This window comes from Proteus appendicitidis (assembly GCF_030271835.1).
Taxonomy (GTDB): domain Bacteria; phylum Pseudomonadota; class Gammaproteobacteria; order Enterobacterales; family Enterobacteriaceae; genus Proteus; species Proteus appendicitidis.
The window spans coordinates 2,366,993-2,383,746 of record NZ_CP127389.1 but is presented as its reverse complement, the minus strand read 5'-3'; the positions used below and the strand labels follow the sequence as shown (position 1 = coordinate 2,383,746).

Below are 16,754 nucleotides of genomic sequence, written 5' to 3'. Positions count from 1 at the left end.
ACTTAATATCTGAATAAATCAGACGTGTTGCTTAATAGTCGCACCCGGTTTTACAAAATTTTCGGGTTTTGCCGCTTTGGCTTTTTGTTCAAAATAAGGCGCTTGGAAAGTACACATTCTAATCGCAGAACGGTAGGCACCGTTAACAAAAAACTCATCTATTAAATCACCTTCTTTTTTAAAGCCAAGCTTTTCATAAATATGAATCGCTTTAGCATTCTCTTTATCGACGATTAAATAGAGTTTGTATAAATTAAGGACAGAAAAAGCATAATCCATCGCAAGTTTTGCCGCGCGTGCAGCATATCCATGACCTTGATGCGCTGGGGCGATAATAATTTGGAATTCAGCACGACGGTGAACATAATCAATTTCAACTAACTCGACAAGTCCAACTTTAGTGCCGTCACTTTCGGCAATAAAACGGCGTTCACTTTGGTCGTGAATATGTTTTTCATAAAGGTCACTTAACTCAATAAAAGCCTCATAAGGCTCTTCAAACCAATAGCGCATAACGCTGGCGTTATTATCAAGTTGATGGACAAAAGAGAGGTCTTCTCGTTCGAGAGGACGTAATTTTATAGGTGGAACTTTCTTACCACCGGACATAAGCACCTCGGTGAATGCATTGAATAAAAAGAGAAAAGGGTGACACAAAAAAAGTCACGCGGGCTACAGTGTAGCACAATGTGACTTTTTATCTTAAATGAAATAGTTAACCAAGGTTGTCGAAAAGCGCAATATCATCGAGAAAGGCTTGATTATTTTGCATTTTTAACCGTTCGTCCGCTAACCAACCGATCGCTAATGGATAAATACGATACTCTTCTGCTTGTATTCTTGTTTGTAATGATTGTTCAGTATCATCCGGTAAAACAGGAATGCGAGCTTGAATAATCATGGGGCCACCATCAAGTTCTTCGGTAACAAAATGGACGGTAACGCCATGAAAAGCGTCTTTATTCGCTAAAACTTGGCGATGAGTGTGTAATCCGGGATATTTAGGCAGCAAAGAAGGATGGATGTTTAATAATTTATGCTGATAATGAGTCACAAAATCAGGCGATAAAATACGCATAAAACCGGCTAAAACGACGATATCGGGCTGATAAGCATCGATTTGTTCAATTAATGCTTTATCGTAATCGGCTCTATCATCATAGAGAGTCGGATCAACAAAGTATGCTGGAATATCAGCAAGTTTTGCCCGTTCAAGACCATACGCATTAGCTTTATTACTTAAGACAGCAACCACATTACCCGTGATTTTATTTGCCCTACAGGCGTCAATAATCGCCTGTAGGTTGCTGCCGTTTCCTGAGATGAGGACGACAATATTTTTCATTCACATGTTTTCATTAGTTAATAATAACTTGTGCTTCACCCGCAGCTTGTGGCGCAATTTCACCAATTAACCATGCGTTTTCACCACACTCAGCAAGATGTGCTAATGTTTTTTCAACGTCATTTGGGTTAACGGCGATTAATAAGCCAACGCCACAGTTAAAGGTGCGATACATTTCATGTGTGCTGACTTGTCCCGCATCTTGTAACCATTTAAAAACGGGTGGCCATTCCCAGCTTTTACTGTCAATACGCGCTTGCGTATTTTCAGGTAACACACGAGGAATATTTTCCCAGAATCCGCCACCTGTAATATGTGCCACAGCATGAATATTAATATTTTCAATTAATGACAGGAGTGATTTTACGTAAATACGAGTAGGCGCTAACAGATGATCAGCTAGTGATTTATCACCTAATGAGGTGTTTTCTGCATCTGTATTGCTGACTTCAAGAATTTTTCTGACTAATGAATAACCATTAGAATGAGGGCCACTTGATGCTAAAGCGATTAGCGCATCGCCAGCGTTAACTTTGCTACCATCGATAATTTCTGATTTTTCAACCACACCGACACAAAAGCCTGCGATATCATAATCATTACCGTGATACATTCCTGGCATTTCAGCCGTTTCACCACCGACTAACGCACAACCAGATTGCTTACAACCTTCTGCAATACCTGTTACTACGCGTGCTGCGGTATCGACATCTAATTTTCCTGTGGCATAGTAGTCAAGGAAGAAAAGGGGTTCTGCACCTTGAACAATTAAATCGTTGACACACATTGCGACTAAATCAATCCCGATGTCATCATGGCGATTTAAATCCATCGCAAGGCGAAGTTTAGTTCCTACGCCATCTGTGCCTGAAACTAAAATAGGTTCGCGGTATTTAGATGGGATTGCACAAAGTGCGCCAAAACCACCTAAACCCCCCATAACTTCAGGACGGCGGGTTTCTTTTACTACACCTTTGATACGATCGACTAAAGCATTACCTGCATCAATATCGACACCGGCATCTTTATAGCTGAGAGAGGATTTGTTAGTCACGTAGAGCCCTCACGGCAAGTTGCTGTTAAGAAAAAATGTGTGCGGATGCTATTCTAACAGGCAAAGCAAACGTTTGCGAGGATCTTCTTTATAGGTCACAATTATTCATGTTGGTGTGGTTAAAAGCTGTGCGTTTGATCAATATCAATAGAAAAACGATGGAATGTTGGCAAAAAAGCGGTATAATCTCGCGATTTTTTTGTCAGGCTGCGTCGTACATTAGGAGAAATTATGAAGATCGTTGAGGTAAAACACCCACTCATTCAACATAAATTGGGGCTGATGCGAGATCATGATATAAGCACTAAGCGCTTTCGTGAACTGGCTTCAGAAGTTTCCAGTCTACTGACGTATGAAGCTACCGCCGATTTAGAAACAGAGACGGTAACAATAGAAGGTTGGTGTGGTTCGGTAGAGATAGAACAGATTAAAGGAAAAAAAATCACAGTAGTTCCTATCCTCCGTGCAGGTATCGGGATGATGGACGGAGTATTAGAAAATATTCCTAGCGCCCGAATCAGTGTAGTTGGCGTTTACCGCGATGAAGAAACATTAAAACCTGTCCCTTACTTCCAGAAATTAGCATCCAATATTGAAGAGCGTATGGCTCTTGTTGTTGACCCTATGTTAGCAACAGGCGGCTCTATGATTGCCACAATTGATTTATTAAAAAATGCGGGCTGTACTTCAATTAAAGTATTAGTACTGGTTGCTGCTCCAGAAGGTATTAAGGCATTAGAAGAAGCTCATCCAGATGTGGAATTATATACTGCATCTATTGATAGCCATCTTAATGAGCACGGGTACATCGTTCCAGGTCTTGGCGATGCTGGTGATAAGATATTTGGTACAAAATAATAATTAAGCCGACTTTGATAGTCGGCTTTTTTTTGAACCTATTATCTTGTTTTATAGTAAAAAATATACAAACCAATTTCACATTCATATTAAAGAGAGGTCGTAAGCATGACTCGTCGTGCAATCGGGGTAGAAGAGCGCCCACCATTATTACAAACAATCCCGTTGAGTCTTCAACATCTGTTTGCAATGTTTGGCGCTACCGTACTTGTGCCTATTTTATTTAAAGTTAATCCGGCAACAATATTATTATTTAACGGGATCGGAACCCTGCTTTATCTCTTTATTTGTAAAGGACGCATTCCTGCTTATTTAGGTTCAAGTTTTGCGTTTATCTCACCTGTGCTTTTATTGTTACCTTTAGGGTATGAATTAGCACTTGGGGGATTCATCGTCTGTGGTGTGTTGTTTTGTATCGTTGCAGGTATTGTCAAAATAGCAGGGCGAGGCTGGATTAATGTGATGTTTCCGCCTGCGGCAATGGGCGCAATCGTTGCCGTCATCGGGCTGGAATTAGCAGGAACCGCTGCAGGAATGGCAGGATTATTACCAAGTGCAGATGCACCGGTCGATAGTCAAACACTGCTTATTTCTATGGTGACTTTAGGCGTGACTATCTTAGGCTCTGTGATGTTTAGAGGATTCCTTGCTATTATTCCTATTCTTATTGGGGTATTAGCTGGTTATGCACTCTCTTTCTTCTTGGGCGTTGTTGATATTACTCCTATTAAAGAAGCAAACTGGTTTGCATTACCGACATTCTATTCACCGCGTTTTGAATGGAGTGCTATCTTTATTATCCTACCTGCCGCATTAGTGGTTATTGCTGAGCACGTTGGACACCTCGTTGTCACAGCAAATATTGTGCAACGCGATTTAATGAAAAACCCAGGTTTGCATCGTTCTATGTTCGCAAACGGTTTCTCTACCATTATTTCGGGTTTCTTTGGTTCAACACCAAATACCACTTATGGTGAAAACATTGGTGTTATGGCGATCACCAAGGTTTACAGCTCATGGGTTATTGGTGGTGCGGCAATTCTCGCCATCTTATTATCTTGTGTCGGTAAACTGGCTGCGGCTATTGCGGCTGTGCCTGTTCCAGTTATGGGTGGGGTTTCATTACTGCTTTACGGTGTTATTGGTGCATCAGGTATTCGTGTCTTGTTAGATTCAAAAGTGGATTACAACAAACCGCAAAACTTGATATTAACTGCCATTATTCTGATTGTTGGCGTGAGTGGTGCTTCAATTCAAATTGGTGCTGCTGAATTAAAAGGCATGGCATTAGCAACTATTGTGGGTATTGTTTTAAGCTTAATCTTTAAATTAGTGAGTATTGTTCGCCCAGAAACAGAATTAGTGGATAACACCATTGAATCGGTGAGTGGTACAGCAAACAAAAAGTAAGCGATTAAGAAAATCTAAAGCAATATGCTGAAATTAATAAAAAAGGTGGATGATCTCCACCTTTTTTATTGTGTTTTATTTTTATGTCATATTAAAAACTAAGATTTTTAATATTTTAAGTGTTTAAAACTTAGAAAAGCATGATTAATTCAACCATGATGTTTATTTAAATAAAATAAATGAGACAATGGAGATCTGTTCTTATGCGAAATAGACATTTTATCTGCTAATTAAGTGATATTCGTTTTAAGGTTGGGGTGTCTCAAAAAAGGTATAACGTAATTTATGGAAAAGCTGATTGAAATTTATGATTTCATTACATCAAAGCAGATTTTTATCACGATATTTTTAGTTATTGTGTTGCTGGTGGTGTGGTTTCTCTCCAAAATGATTTTCCGCCGAATAGCAAAGCGTCTACTTTTTTTATTTACTGAACTTTCAGATGAAGAAACTATAGAAGATATCGCTAAAAAGAGTGCATCTATTGTTGCCGTTACACTCGTTCTCTATATTAATCAGCTACTGCCGTCTTTTTCCGCTGAAATGAATATTATCTTTGAGACGGTTGCTCGCGCTTTTATTATTATCAATATTGCCTCATTACTGAATAACGCGCTTGATATCTTCAATATTCGGCATGCTAAAAGAGCGTGGCATCGGAATAACTCCATCAAAGGCTATATTGAAATTGCCAAAATTGTGGTCTGGATTATCTCTTTTATCCTGATCATTGCGTTATTTACTGAACAATCACCGCTTATTATTATCTCCAGCTTTGGTGCTATTGCTGCGGTGTTAATGTTTGTTTTCCAGCATACACTTATCTCTTTTGTTGCCAATATTCTTATCTCTAACGGAAAAGTATTAAAGCTTTATGATTGGATTGAATTACCCAGCAGTAATATCAGCGGTGAAGTGATTGATATCGCATTACATACGATCACAGTTCGTAATTGGGATAATACAATTTCCCGTATTCCAACCAAAGACTTTTTGACCGAAAAATATACTAACTGGCAGCCGATGTTTTCATCAGGAGGGCGTCGGATTAAACGTAGTTTTTATATTGACCAATCTTCAATTTCATTTGCCACGCAAGAGCTAGTATTAGAATTAAAAAATACAGCGCCACTTCGTAAAAGCATCGAAGCAATGCTTGAAGGAAAAGAAGAAGAGATTGGGGATATTAATACGTGGTTAGAAACAAAAGGAGTGACTAACTTACAGCTATTTCGTAAGTACATGCTAAATTGGATAAAAATGCGTGGCGATGTTCGACCTGATATGTATTTAGTGATCAGAACAATGCCACCTACACCAATGGGATTACCAGTAGAGTTATATTGTTTTACTCGTGCAACCACTTGGGTTGAATATGAAGAGACTCAGTCTGAAATTTTTGAGTATATAAACGCATCAGCCAAATATTTTAAGCTCGACATTTATCAGCAACCTTCTGGTAATGATGTTGCGAAATTAAAACTCAGATAATAAAGTGAAACTCATTAAACACGGAATGTTTTTTGATTTGGCTCTAAATAACTCAAGGTACAGCTAAGTAACAATTTAAGGAGGCGCTAGTAGTATATAAAATAGGCTTATCTTGGTGATCTTGCTGTTATCTTAATCAGTGCAATGTGCTTTTTTAATATTGGTTCTGACCTTGTGAGAATTTGTGTTAGAATCACCACGTTTATTAAACTATTCAGGTGAGGTGCTTCTGAATACGCCGTCACAGCTATCATTACCACTATCTCTGCCCGATGATGAGACATTCGATAGCTTTTATGCAGGGGAAAACGCGTCGTTAGTCGCGGCAATTCGAACCGCCATTCATCAATCTCATGGCAGTTATATCTATTTCTGGTCCCGTGACGGAGGTGGAAAGAGCCATCTATTACATGCCGCTTGTGCTGAACTTTCCTTAAAAGGTGATGCTGTTGGGTATGTTCCCCTTGATAAACGCGCCTACTTTGTTCCCGATGTTCTTGAAGGTATGGAACATTTATCCTTAGTTTGTATTGATAATGTTCAGTGTATTGCCGGTGATGAAGAGTGGGAACTCGCCTTATTTAATCTTTATAACCGTGTTTTAGAGCATGGACGAACCTGTTTATTAATTACAGGGGATAGACCACCTCGCCAAATAGAGCTACAACTTCCTGATTTAGCCTCTCGCCTTGATTGGGGGCAAATCTACCGTTTGCAACCGTTAAGTGATGAAGAAAAAATTCAAGCCTTGCAATTAAGAGCAAAACTTCGTGGTTTTGAATTACCTGAAGATGTTGGTCGTTTTGTATTAAAACGTTTAGATAGAAAAATGCGCACCTTATTTGAAATGCTTGATGAACTTGATCACGCATCGATTGTTGCTCAACGTAAACTGACCATCCCATTTGTGAAAGATATACTCAAACTTTAAATAGCCTCACTCATTTCGTTAGGTGAGGCGAATAATCTAAAACCTACCTCTACTTCAAACTCAACACTCATCGAAAGTAACAAATTTTTGTTATTTATTTTTTTGTTATTTATTAACGGTGAACTTGCTGTTTTTATCTTTTTTAATAAAAAAGACAAGATAAAAAAACCGCTTGTCTTTATACAAGGCAAGCGGTGAGAGACACAAACAATAAAGGGGAGGGTTAAATAATTAGTTTGCTTCTACTACTTTGGTTTTCTTCTGAGGAACCAGTAAGAAAATCAGATAAAGTGCAGTGATTGCCACTGTGTAGCCAGTGAAGATTAACCAGAATGATTTCCAATCAACCGCCCCATTGGTGGTATATAAATCAATGACCCAGCCACTTAACATTGCACCTAAATAAGTACCAAAACCGTTCACTAAGGTCATAAACATACCTTGTGCTGTTGAACGATATTGTAATGGGATCTCTTTTTCTAAGAACAGTGAACCAGAGATATTAAAGAAGTCGAATGCACAACCATACACAATCATTGATAACAATAAGACGATTTGACCTAATGATGTGTAGTCACCGTAAGCAAAGAAGCCGAAACGTAAGATCCAAGCAATCATACTGAATAAAACGATAGTTTCGATTCTTACGCGTTTTAATAACAGTGGTAGAAACAGAATAAATACGACTTCTGAAATCTGTGAAATAGATAAGAATACAGAAGGATAACGTGCAAAGAATGAATCGTCTGCATTTGGAGATTGTGCAATATCTTGCAGGAATGGCACACCAAAGGTATTGGTAATTTGCAGTACAGATCCTAACAGTGTTGCGAAGAATAAGAAAACAACAACATTTTTCTTTTTAAATACTTGCAGAATATTAGTGAGACTAAATGCCACTTCTTCGGCTTTGGTTTCGTTTTTGTCTACGGCTTTAGTTGCCGGTAAGAACATTGCAAATACTGCTAAAGCAATAGAAGCGATCGCAGCAACAAAGAGCTGGTGATAGCTATTACCTAAACCTAAGAAGCTAATAACCCACATGGCGGCGATAAAACCAACAGTGCCGTAAACACGAATTTTAGGGAAGTAGTTATTAGGCTCTAAATGTTTTTGTTCTAACAGTTCGAAAATAATGCTGTTTGCCATTGAGATACTTGGCATAAAGAACAACAAATGTAATAAAGTCGCAAAAAATAGTGTGGTGACTGTTGTCATTTGCGACATTAACACTAATGCTAATGCGGAAAAAATATGCAGGGTAATAAACACTAATTTACGGTTATTTATTTTATCTGCAATAAATCCCATGATGACGGGTGCGATAAGTGAGGCAAGTCCAAGAGCACTAAAAATAAGCCCAACATCACTACCTTTAAAATGCAGTTCTCCAAAGAGATACGAGGCGAATGTGACAAGCCAAGATCCCCATATAAAGAACTGGAGGAATGAGACAAGTTTTAATCTAAGTACGATATTCATCTGTTTTCCTATTAGCCTAGCAATCACCTGACACCAATAATGGCGATTGGTTAGTTTTAATTGCCCATAATGTTGGCTATAACGTTGTTTATTTCATATACATCTACAACTTCGTTTCACACTAATTAGTTGTTATCAAGTTAAAAAACAACAATAAAAGAAGAGATAGAGTAAATAACAAATTGAAAGCTTATTGCTGTGTTGCAGTATTGTTTTAAATGTATATTTCTTGTTAATTTCTTTCTTGGATGATAATGAAAAAATATTTTAGCGAGAATTTATTGTTTATTGATTCTGCTATCATATTTTCTGATGCTCATGATATGTAGGAATGCATTTGTGTAAAGAGACTTGAGTCACAATATAAATGAAACGCATGATTATTTTTTTCTTATAATTGTGAGTTTGTGCGGAGTAGTGTGATCTCAGTAAAAGTTTTCAAAAATGGGGATTTCCTACCCATAAAAAATATGAAATTGAAATGAAAAATTTTGAAAGCACAAAGCCATTGTTGTTTTTCTCGTGTGGAAATAAGAAACACTTTGCTAATGGCGATATTTACAATTTAATAACATTTAAGAGTTTGTTTCTTAATTGAGAAAGAGAGTAAACGGTTGTGGGATCAATAATAATGTGAATTGTGAATAGAGAGAAGCCCATATATCTAAGAACACATGTCTAAGAACACATGCCTAAGAACATAAATGGGCTTTAAATTTTGAAGATTAATTAAACAGTTCTTTCACTTGCTCTGGTGGACGACCTAAACGGGCTTTATTACCGACAACCACAATAGGGCGTTCAATAAGTTTAGGTTTTTCATGCATTGCTTGAATTAATGCATCTTGTGATGTTTCATCAGCCAGTTTTAGCGTTTTATAAATTTCTTCTTTTGTACGCATTAACTCTCTTGCATCATTAAAACCTAATGCTTTGAGCAGTGTTTTAAGCTCCGCAACGGAAGGTGCTGTATCTAGATAGTGAATAACATTAGGCGTTATTTGCATTTCTTCCAGTAAATGTAAGGTTTCACGGCTTTTTGAACAGCGTGGATTATGATAAATCGTCACTTTCTTGGTCATGGTTGTCCCTTATTTAAATTGACTGTCTCTTTGCTGAATTTTTCTTAATTGGTCTATGCGAGCATCAAAGCGAGCTTGATCATTACTACCCAGTTTAACTTGTCTACTTGCATCACCTAAGTAACGGATCGCTGTTTCAAAGTCACCTCTAAGTGCTAAATCTTCCGCATAAGCGGCTAATTCATGTGCTCTATCACCCTGTTTGGCTGAATTTTCTGCCATTAATTGCCAGCCAATAGGATCATTTGGGTTATCAAAGGTATAACGATAAAGTAGGCGGTTAGCTTCGTTATATTGCTTATTATGCATATATGCATTCGCTAAATTGGCAATAATGACGTTGTTGCTGCGGTTTTGTTTTAATGCGAGTTGTAATCTTGCAACTGCATCACCGGCTCTATTTTGTTCTAAATCGATATCTGTCATTGCATCAATAAGCCAAATATTATTAGGCTCTTTTTCTAACATCGGGGTGAGCAGTTTTCTTGCTTCATCAAATTTACGATCACGAGAATAGATCAGTATTAGCGCGTAATTTGCGGCCGACTTTTCAAGATCAGTACCTTGCTTAAACTGATCAAGTACCGTTTGTAATGCATTCTCAGATGTTGGGTTTTTCGTCAGCATGGTTAAGACACGCATTTTAGCAAACAGAAAGTTAGCTGACTGTGGAACCTGTCGAGCAGGAAATTGACTTGCTCGGCTTCTTGCATCGGATAAGCGGCTATCGGGTAAGGGGTGCGTTAATAACATTTCAGGCGGTTTAGAGCTATATCGTACTTGGTCAGCAAGAATTTGCATAAAATCAGGCATCCCTTTGGGATCAAATCCTGCACGATAGAGTGTCTGTATTCCGATACGGTCTGCTTCTTGCTCATTCATTTGCGTGAATGTGATCATATTTTGTTGCATACCCGCCATACTTCCCGTAAAGGTAGCAAGACCGGCATTGGGATTTGCCATAAATATCAGAATAGAACCCAATACGCCAGCAAGTGCGAGCGGTGTTGTTTTAGCTTGGTCTTCAAGCATTCGCGCTAAATGTCGTTGAGTAACGTGTGTGATTTCGTGAGCCATTACAGAGGCTAATTCACTTTCTGTCTGGCTATATCGAAAGAGAGCAGAATGCAAAACAATGTTTCCGCCAAAATATGCAAAGGCGTTAATATTGGGGTTGTTAACTAAATAGAAGTGAAAAGGGGTTTTGACTGAGCTGGCGTTAGAAACAAGTTTTTGCCCCAAATTATTAATATAGTTAGAGAGTAATGGGTCAAAAACTAATGGTGCACTATTTCTCAGTTGGCGAGTATAGTAATCACCCATAGCGATTTCTTGATTGATGCTTAATGTCGAGCCTGCGGTAGTTCCCATATCAGGTAAAGAGTCTTCAATATCAATCGCAGCATGCGCTGGCACTACTGATGTTGATAGCAACGCAGAAACAAGAAGCGCGACTAAGGGTTTTTTAAGTCTGAGTTTCATACAACTGTATCCTGATGGCTATCTTAACGAATAATTAATAATTAATGATGTATGATAGCAAAACCTAACGTAAAATCTGTCAAAAGATTATTGCTTATGTAAATGAATACATATAGCTCTATTGTTCTGATTATTATAAAGGATCTTTATTTTCATGCTGGACTTGCTTGTTCAATGGTACAAACGCCGATTTGCTGATCCACAAGTTATCGCTCTTGTGGTTATTTTGATTGCCGGCTTTTCAATTCTGTATTTTTTCAGTGGCATACTTGCTCCTTTATTGGTGGCAATTGTGCTTGCTTATCTTTTAGAGTGGCCAACTCATTTACTTGAAAAATTAGGATGCGCTCGTATATGGGCAGTATCGATAATTCTGACACTCTTTATCGGTATTAGTGCCATTGTTATTTTGATTTTAGCGCCAACTGTGTGGCAACAGGGGATGACACTGATTTCAGATATCCCAAATATGATCAATAAGTTCAATGCATTTGCGCGTGAATTACCCGATCGTTTCCCTGCATTAATGGATGCTGGCATCGTTGATATGATGGCAGAAAACTTACGCAGCAAGTTCTCAACGGTGGCTGAATCTGTATTAAAAGTGTCTTTAGCTTCGTTAATTGGCATTATTACACTGTCGATTTATCTTATTCTTGTCCCTTTAATGACGTTCTTCTTACTTAAAGATAAGCAACAGATGCTTAATGCGGTTCGTCGTGTTTTACCCAAAAACAGAATATTGGCAGCACAAGTTTGGATTGAAGTTAACCAGCAAATTACCAATTATATTCGCGGTAAAGTCACTGAAATGATAATTGTGGGTATTTTCACTTATTTTGTATTTGCTTTCTTTGACTTACGCTACTCTGTATTGCTTGCTGTTATCGTCGGTGTTTCTGTTTTAGTGCCTTACGTTGGTGCTGTTTTAGCAACGATCCCAGTTATTGTGATTGCATTATCTCAGTGGGGATTAGGCTCTGATTTCTGGGCGTTATTTATCGCTTATCTTGTTGTTCAAGGATTAGATAGCAATTTATTAGTACCCATTTTGTATTCTGAAGCCGTAAATATGCACCCTTTAGTCATTATATTATCAGTGATTATATTCGGTGGAATGTGGGGATTTTGGGGCGTTTTCTTTGCTATTCCATTAGCAACGCTGATAAAAGCTGTATTGCATGCCTTACCCGATGAAATTGCGAATGAGCAACATATCAAGAAAAACTAAGTACGGCATTGAATGCAGTAATAAAAGATAAATAAAAAACAGACAGTGTAAGCTGTCTGTTATTTTATCAATCGAAGCATTTATTATGGATGCTGAGCGAGATAGTCGAGAACGACTTGATGGTGATTACTGGTTTTAAAGTTATCAAATACGTGTTCGATAACACCATTTTTATCAATTAAGAATGTTGTACGATGAATGCCATCGTAAGTTTTTCCCATAAATTGCTTTTCTCCCCAGATACCAAACTCTTCTGCGATCTTATGATCTTCATCTGAAAGCAACGTGAAATTTAACATCTCTTTTTCAGCGAAACGGGAAAGTTTTTCTGATTTATCTGTGCTGATACCTAATACTTCAACTTTGGCTTTTTTTAGCGCATCCATTTCATCACGTAAGCCACATGCTTGGGTTGTACAACCCGGAGTCATTGCTTTAGGGTAAAAATAAACGAGCACACGTTGGCCAGCGAAATCAGATAAATTAATTGTTTCTCCATCTTGGTCGGGCAGACTGAATTGAGGCGCCTTTTCACCGGCTTTTAATGGGTTCATTAGGTCATTCTCCATTTTTACTGTTTCATCATCAGACTATTTACGATACTAATTGTGCCTTGAGCGTTCAGCTCTGTACATAATTGATTAAATTTCTCATTAATAACAATACCATGATCATCTAATGGATTATGCGCCGTAATTTGTATTTCTAAACGGGCAGGAGAGCCATCTTCTGATGGATGTGTTTTAGATATTAATTCAGCAAGATTAAAATTATGTTGGCTAAATAGATTAGTAAAACGTTCTACAATACCGGGTGCATCTTCAATATCAACTTTCGCTGCGATTGTTGAAGGATAAGTAATTGGCGCACCATTGGTGGTTCTTTTCATTACGGTCAATAAATCCAGTTCCGCACTTTTAATGGGCAATAACGCTTCTAATTGCGCAATAGCGTTCCAGCCACCTGAAAGTAGCATGATAAACGTAAACTCTTGACCAAACATCGCAAGTCGGCTGTCCTCGATATTACACCCGCATTGGCTGACTAGTTGTGTAATGGTATCAACAATACCAGGACGGTCAGCACCTAATGCAGTAATGACGAGAAAATGTTTATCAGGTATGGGCAAAATAAGGTTCCTTTTGACTTTCAGTTTATTCTTAACAGGTAAACACAAATTTCGATTTCTGCCAAGATCCCTTGCTCACTATCTTCAATTATTATATCTCTTTAATTCACATCAAAGAATATTAGCAAATTTCATTAGAAACCTAGAGTTAAGTAGTTTTCAATAGAGCAATGAATGAGTACCATTGAGTATACGTCTATCTCGGAGCAATGATTATGGTGAATAACGAATTTAATTTTACAGGCAGTATGGTGGCATTGGTTACGCCAATGGACGCAAAAGGCAACGTTGACCGGGTTAGTTTACGTAAATTAGTTGATTATCATGTTAAGGCAGGCAGTGCAGCCATTGTTTCTGTCGGTACAACAGGAGAATCTGCAACATTAAGTCACGATGAGCATGTTGATGTCGTTTTAATGACATTAGATATGGCAGATGGGCGTATTCCTGTCATTGCTGGTACAGGCGCTAATGCAACATCTGAAGCAGTTTGGTTTACACAACAGTTTGAAAATAAAGGTATTGCAGGTTGTTTAAGTGTGACGCCATATTATAATAAACCTTCACAAGAAGGATTATATCAGCACTTTAAAGCGATTTCTGAAAGCACCGAATTACCACAAATCCTGTATAATGTACCGGGTCGTACTGGATGCGATTTATTGCCTGTAACAGTTGCACGTTTAGCCAAGTTGGATAATATTGTGGCAATTAAAGAGGCGACAGGGAACTTAAGTCGTGTTAGTCAAATCCAAGAGTTGGTTAATGATGATAGTTTTATCTTATTAAGTGGCGATGACGCATCATCATTAGACTTTATGCAACTTGGCGGTCATGGTGTTATTTCGGTTACTGCTAACGTTGCTGCGTCAGAGATGGTAGAATTATGTCGATTAGCAAATGCGGGTGAGTTTGCGAAAGCGCGTGAACTTAATCGACGTCTGATGGATCTACATCATCAGTTATTTGTTGAACCTAATCCAATCCCAGCTAAATGGGCGTGTCAACGTATTGGATTGATTGAAGACGCCACATTGCGCTTACCTATGACTCCGTTGACATCATCAGGTCAGCAAATTGTTGAGAAAGCGCTGTTAACAGCGGGAATACTGTAAAACTTAGGGAATTTTAATGGCAACACTATTGCATAAATCAAAGATTATGAAAGTCGCGGGTCTGTCGCTGGTGGTTTTACTGGCAGCCTGTTCAAGTGATCAGCGCTATAAACGTCAGGTCAGTGGTGATGAGTCTTATTTAGAGACGGCAGGGCTAAAGAATTTAGCGATTCCGGCGGGTATGGTGTTGCCTTTGCAAAATGGGGAATATGACATTCCAACCCCTAAAAAAACTGAACCTGTTGGTTTAGCGCTTGATATTCGTCCACCAACTCAAGCATTGAATCTGTTAAGTGGTTCACGCAGTGAAAATAATGCAGATAACAGCCGTTTGTTATTACCAAACTCACCTGAAAATACAACACTATATGAGCAAGTTAACGCTATCTTAAAAGAGAAAGGTGTTGCGATTGTTAAAAGTGATGCGGGACAAAAAGAGCTTCATACTGATTGGATCACATGGTTGCGTGCTGATGAAAACGTACCTTTCCAAACACGTCAGCGTTTAGTGATTGCTCAGTCAGGTAATGTTATTTCGTTAACAGTGACTAACGAAGGTTTACGCCAAGGCGAAACTGAAATGACTGATCCGGCTGAAGTGAAGCGTTACAATATTTTAATGCTTAACGAATTGGTTGATGGCTTAAACCGTATGCGTAATTTAAGCGAAAATACGGCAAGCAGCAATTTACAAGGTATTATCGATGTCCAAAGTGGCAGTGATAATGCAGGTCTTCCAGTGATTATCGTTCGTGCACCATTTGATGTGGTTTGGGATAGATTACCTATCGCATTAGAAAGTGTTGGTATGAAGATGGGCGATCGCACACGTTCTAAAGGTTCAATTGAAGTAACCTATAAAGGAATGAGCAGTGCAAACTGGAGCGCGTTAGGTGTTGATAGACCAACGGTTGAAGAAGCTGATTATAAATTACAAGTCGGCGATTTAAATAACCGCAGTAGTTTACAATTTATCAGTGATAAAGGTAAACCATTAACACAATCACAAAATGATCAAATGGTTGCTGCGCTGAAAGCTGCTTTCAGTAAACCGGTAAAATAAGTATTTTTCTTTAAAAATACGAGAAGCCGCACAATAAATGTTGTGCGGCTTTTTTATGATCTGAACATAATGGTATTAATCTAAATTAAACGTCATTAATTGAATGCTCTTTTAATGATAGGGTTTAATTTAATTATTATTAATAATATTAATCTTAATGCAATACGCTTAAATTTATGCAATATTGCGTCAATTCTTATTCTTAAATAAAAATAACAAAGCATTTGCTGACTATATAAAGAGGTATTTATGAGTGCAGGTGATATGATTATTCACTTGATATTAAGTGGGATACTTATCGTAGGTGTTTATCAATTTTATTTTTTTACTCAACGATATACATTGAGAGAAGTGAAAGTTATTAATTCACCAATTGATGAGAAAATTCCTTTCTGGCCATGGTGGTCATGGATCTATAGCTTCTTATATTATCCTGCAATTTTATATCTTAATTGGATCATTCAAGACTCAAGACAATTTATTATGATTGTTTTTAGTTATATTGTTTTACTCGTCATGCAAATGTTTTTCTTTGTTGTGTTCCCTGTTGCAACCCCAGCACATTGGCGCACCTTAAACCCAGGAAAAACAGCGTCAGAGAAATTTCTTAAATTTGTTCAGTATTTTGATGACTCTTCAAACTGCTTCCCAAGTATGCATGTTTCCGTTGCAACACTCACAGCATGCCTTGCTTATGCAACTTTAGGTCCATGGGTTTTCTTATTCCCATTATTTATTGCATTATCTTGCATGTTTACGAAACAACATTACTTAATTGATTTACCTGCTGGCGCTTTATTAGGTTGGTTTGCTTATGAGATCTATTGTTTTATTATTTAATTAAGCATGATGTTATTAAGAGATAACATGCATTTTTTAAATATAAAAATAGATAAGAAATAAGTCATTAAAATTTATTGATGCTAACATTGATAACCAGATTAACTTTCAATAAAAAGAAATTAATCTGGTTTTTTATTATTAATTACTCAAAATAGATGTAATCTGAAACAGATCTAATGCTTACTAATAATATCATCTAAAAATAAAAATAATGCGGTGATATAATCTATAATTATTC

General features: G+C 37.7%; 16 protein-coding genes. 8 read left to right on the top strand and 8 right to left on the bottom strand.

All coding sequences use genetic code 11. From position 1 onward, the window contains the following. Nucleotides 1-18 precede the first annotated feature (18 nt). The 3 genes from speG to purM form a co-directional block, all read right to left on the bottom strand. Nucleotides 19-609: a spermidine N1-acetyltransferase gene (speG, locus tag QQS39_RS11155; RefSeq protein WP_151435421.1), complete on the bottom strand. Its 591-nt coding sequence runs from the start codon at nt 607-609 to the stop codon at nt 19-21. Nucleotides 610-715: 106 nt separating this feature from the next. Continuing rightward, nucleotides 716-1,345, bottom strand: coding sequence for a phosphoribosylglycinamide formyltransferase (purN, locus tag QQS39_RS11150; protein WP_151435420.1), 630 nt, complete (start codon nt 1,343-1,345; stop codon nt 716-718). Nucleotides 1,346-1,358: 13 nt separating this feature from the next. After that, complete coding sequence (purM, locus tag QQS39_RS11145) at nt 1,359-2,399, bottom strand: phosphoribosylformylglycinamidine cyclo-ligase (protein ID WP_151435419.1); 1,041 nt, start codon at nt 2,397-2,399, stop codon at nt 1,359-1,361. 231 nt (nt 2,400-2,630) lie between these two features. Here purM and upp point away from each other — a divergent pair, with 231 nt between their 5' ends. The 4 genes from upp (at nt 2,631) to hda (ending at nt 7,089) form a co-directional block, all read left to right on the top strand. Then, nucleotides 2,631-3,257, top strand: a complete 627-nt coding sequence (gene upp, locus QQS39_RS11140; RefSeq protein ID WP_023581896.1) for a uracil phosphoribosyltransferase — start codon at nt 2,631-2,633, stop codon at nt 3,255-3,257. 108 nt (nt 3,258-3,365) lie between these two features. Further along, nucleotides 3,366-4,667, top strand: coding sequence for a uracil permease (gene uraA / locus QQS39_RS11135; protein WP_099075635.1), 1,302 nt, complete (start codon nt 3,366-3,368; stop codon nt 4,665-4,667). A gap of 285 nt (nt 4,668-4,952) precedes the next feature. Further along, nucleotides 4,953-6,158: a mechanosensitive ion channel family protein gene (locus QQS39_RS11130; protein ID WP_151435418.1), complete on the top strand. Its 1,206-nt coding sequence runs from the start codon at nt 4,953-4,955 to the stop codon at nt 6,156-6,158. 223 nt (nt 6,159-6,381) lie between these two features. Then, nucleotides 6,382-7,089 carry a DnaA inactivator Hda gene (gene hda, locus QQS39_RS11125; protein WP_006533048.1) on the top strand — a complete coding sequence of 236 codons (708 nt, stop codon included), beginning with the start codon at nt 6,382-6,384 and terminating at the stop codon, nt 7,087-7,089. Nucleotides 7,090-7,320: 231 nt separating this feature from the next. On the opposite strand, the gene QQS39_RS11120 is transcribed toward hda, so the two are convergent. The 3 genes from QQS39_RS11120 to bepA all read right to left on the bottom strand — a co-directional run bounded on the left by QQS39_RS11120 (nt 7,321) and on the right by bepA (nt 11,135). Beyond that, nucleotides 7,321-8,571: an MFS transporter gene (locus QQS39_RS11120; RefSeq protein ID WP_151435417.1), complete on the bottom strand. Its 1,251-nt coding sequence runs from the start codon at nt 8,569-8,571 to the stop codon at nt 7,321-7,323. Between the two features lie 725 nt (nt 8,572-9,296). Next, nucleotides 9,297-9,653: an arsenate reductase (glutaredoxin) gene (gene arsC, locus QQS39_RS11115; RefSeq protein ID WP_285804530.1), complete on the bottom strand. Its 357-nt coding sequence runs from the start codon at nt 9,651-9,653 to the stop codon at nt 9,297-9,299. 9 nt (nt 9,654-9,662) lie between these two features. Further along, complete coding sequence (bepA, locus tag QQS39_RS11110) at nt 9,663-11,135, bottom strand: beta-barrel assembly-enhancing protease (protein WP_151435415.1); 1,473 nt, start codon at nt 11,133-11,135, stop codon at nt 9,663-9,665. 154 nt (nt 11,136-11,289) lie between these two features. Here bepA and QQS39_RS11105 point away from each other — a divergent pair, with 154 nt between their 5' ends. Continuing rightward, nucleotides 11,290-12,366 carry an AI-2E family transporter gene (locus QQS39_RS11105; protein WP_151435414.1) on the top strand — a complete coding sequence of 359 codons (1,077 nt, stop codon included), beginning with the start codon at nt 11,290-11,292 and terminating at the stop codon, nt 12,364-12,366. A gap of 83 nt (nt 12,367-12,449) precedes the next feature. Here the strand turns inward: QQS39_RS11105 and bcp are convergent, their stop codons facing one another. Further along, complete coding sequence (bcp, locus tag QQS39_RS11100; RefSeq protein ID WP_151435413.1) at nt 12,450-12,920, bottom strand: thioredoxin-dependent thiol peroxidase; 471 nt, start codon at nt 12,918-12,920, stop codon at nt 12,450-12,452. Between the two features lie 17 nt (nt 12,921-12,937). Next, nucleotides 12,938-13,495 (bottom strand): glycine cleavage system transcriptional repressor, encoded by a 558-nt coding sequence (locus QQS39_RS11095; protein WP_088495300.1) that lies wholly within the window; start codon nt 13,493-13,495, stop codon nt 12,938-12,940. 215 nt (nt 13,496-13,710) lie between these two features. Between QQS39_RS11095 and dapA the strand changes: the two genes are divergently transcribed. The 3 genes from dapA to QQS39_RS11080 all read left to right on the top strand — a co-directional run bounded on the left by dapA (nt 13,711) and on the right by QQS39_RS11080 (nt 16,513). Then, nucleotides 13,711-14,610 (top strand): 4-hydroxy-tetrahydrodipicolinate synthase, encoded by a 900-nt coding sequence (gene dapA, locus QQS39_RS11090; RefSeq protein ID WP_151435412.1) that lies wholly within the window; start codon nt 13,711-13,713, stop codon nt 14,608-14,610. A gap of 16 nt (nt 14,611-14,626) precedes the next feature. Further along, nucleotides 14,627-15,673, top strand: a complete 1,047-nt coding sequence (gene bamC / locus QQS39_RS11085; protein ID WP_151435411.1) for an outer membrane protein assembly factor BamC — start codon at nt 14,627-14,629, stop codon at nt 15,671-15,673. Between the two features lie 249 nt (nt 15,674-15,922). Further along, nucleotides 15,923-16,513, top strand: coding sequence for a phosphatase PAP2 family protein (locus tag QQS39_RS11080; RefSeq protein WP_151435410.1), 591 nt, complete (start codon nt 15,923-15,925; stop codon nt 16,511-16,513). Nucleotides 16,514-16,754 lie beyond the last annotated feature (241 nt).

Bases quoted from the DNA above. Each gene is read 5' to 3' on its own strand.
- speG (WP_151435421.1), bottom strand. From the start codon at position 609: ATGTCCGGTGGTAAGAAAGTTCCACCTATAAAATTACGTCCTCTCGAA.
- purN (WP_151435420.1), bottom strand. From the start codon at position 1,345: ATGAAAAATATTGTCGTCCTCATCTCAGGAAACGGCAGCAACCTACAG.
- upp (WP_023581896.1), top strand. From the start codon at position 2,631: ATGAAGATCGTTGAGGTAAAACACCCACTCATTCAACATAAATTGGGG.
- uraA (WP_099075635.1), top strand. From the start codon at position 3,366: ATGACTCGTCGTGCAATCGGGGTAGAAGAGCGCCCACCATTATTACAA.
- QQS39_RS11130 (WP_151435418.1), top strand. From the start codon at position 4,953: ATGGAAAAGCTGATTGAAATTTATGATTTCATTACATCAAAGCAGATT.
- QQS39_RS11120 (WP_151435417.1), bottom strand. From the start codon at position 8,571: ATGAATATCGTACTTAGATTAAAACTTGTCTCATTCCTCCAGTTCTTT.
- arsC (WP_285804530.1), bottom strand. From the start codon at position 9,653: ATGACCAAGAAAGTGACGATTTATCATAATCCACGCTGTTCAAAAAGC.
- bepA (WP_151435415.1), bottom strand. From the start codon at position 11,135: ATGAAACTCAGACTTAAAAAACCCTTAGTCGCGCTTCTTGTTTCTGCG.
- QQS39_RS11105 (WP_151435414.1), top strand. From the start codon at position 11,290: ATGCTGGACTTGCTTGTTCAATGGTACAAACGCCGATTTGCTGATCCA.
- bcp (WP_151435413.1), bottom strand. From the start codon at position 12,920: ATGAACCCATTAAAAGCCGGTGAAAAGGCGCCTCAATTCAGTCTGCCC.
- dapA (WP_151435412.1), top strand. From the start codon at position 13,711: ATGGTGAATAACGAATTTAATTTTACAGGCAGTATGGTGGCATTGGTT.
- bamC (WP_151435411.1), top strand. From the start codon at position 14,627: ATGGCAACACTATTGCATAAATCAAAGATTATGAAAGTCGCGGGTCTG.
- QQS39_RS11080 (WP_151435410.1), top strand. From the start codon at position 15,923: ATGAGTGCAGGTGATATGATTATTCACTTGATATTAAGTGGGATACTT.